Genomic DNA, 888 nt, shown 5'->3' with positions numbered 1-888 from the left:
ATACTACTGCATCGGGTGATGACATCACTGAAACCACTCAAGCGATTATTGGTGCGGATGGTGTGACCGCCACGTTTACTATCGATACCGTGGACGATGTTTACGCCGAAGGCGATGAAGTATTCCGTGTCAGCGTATCAGGCATTGTAGATGGTGATAGCAATCCGATTTTTGAGGCATTAGATGTATCAAATGCCTTTGTTGATACCACTATCAGCGATGAAACTGACCCAGGACCAGAAGATACGGTCACCGTGACCATGAGCGGTCCAGCGAATGTCGTAGAAGGTGATACCACCACGGACTACACCGTGACGCTGAGCGATCCGGCGCCAGTCGGTAGCATCGTCACGTTAGCCTATAGCTACACCACGGCATCCGGTGACGACATCACTGAAACCACCCAAGCGATTATTGGGGCGGATGGCGTAACCGCCACGTTTACTATTGATACGGTGGACGACGTTTATGCCGAAGGCGATGAAGTCTTCCGTGTTAGCGTGTCGGGTATTGTCGATAGCGACAGCAATCCTATCTTCGAAGCGTTGAACCTCGATAATGCGTTCGTCGACACCACCATCAGTGATGAAACCGACCCAGGCCCAGAAGATACGGTTACCGTGACCATGACAGGTCCAGCGAATGTGGTGGAAGGTGACACCACCACGGAATACACCGTGACACTGAGCGATCCGGCGCCAGTCGGTAGCATCGTGACTTTAGCTTACAGCTACACCACCGCGTCAGGTGATGACATCACTGAAACCACTCAAGCAGTGATTGGTGCCGATGGTGTGACCGCCACGTTTACCATTGATACGGTGGATGACGTTTATGCCGAAGGCGATGAAGTGTTCCGTGTCAGCGTGTCAGGCATCGTCGATAGCG

The 888-nt window shown here is 52.4% G+C and carries 1 protein-coding gene; it reads left to right on the top strand.

Annotated elements, in window-relative coordinates; translation table 11 throughout:
• The coding region (locus OU793_RS24665) for a Calx-beta domain-containing protein (protein ID WP_274647920.1) at positions 1 to 888 on the top strand (888 nt) is incomplete at both ends.

Source organism: Vibrio sp. VP6, from assembly GCF_028823755.1.
In the GTDB taxonomy this organism is placed as follows: domain Bacteria; phylum Pseudomonadota; class Gammaproteobacteria; order Enterobacterales; family Vibrionaceae; genus Vibrio; species Vibrio parahaemolyticus.
The sequence above is the reverse complement of the archived record's forward strand: the minus strand, read 5'-3'. Positions and strand labels throughout refer to the sequence as shown.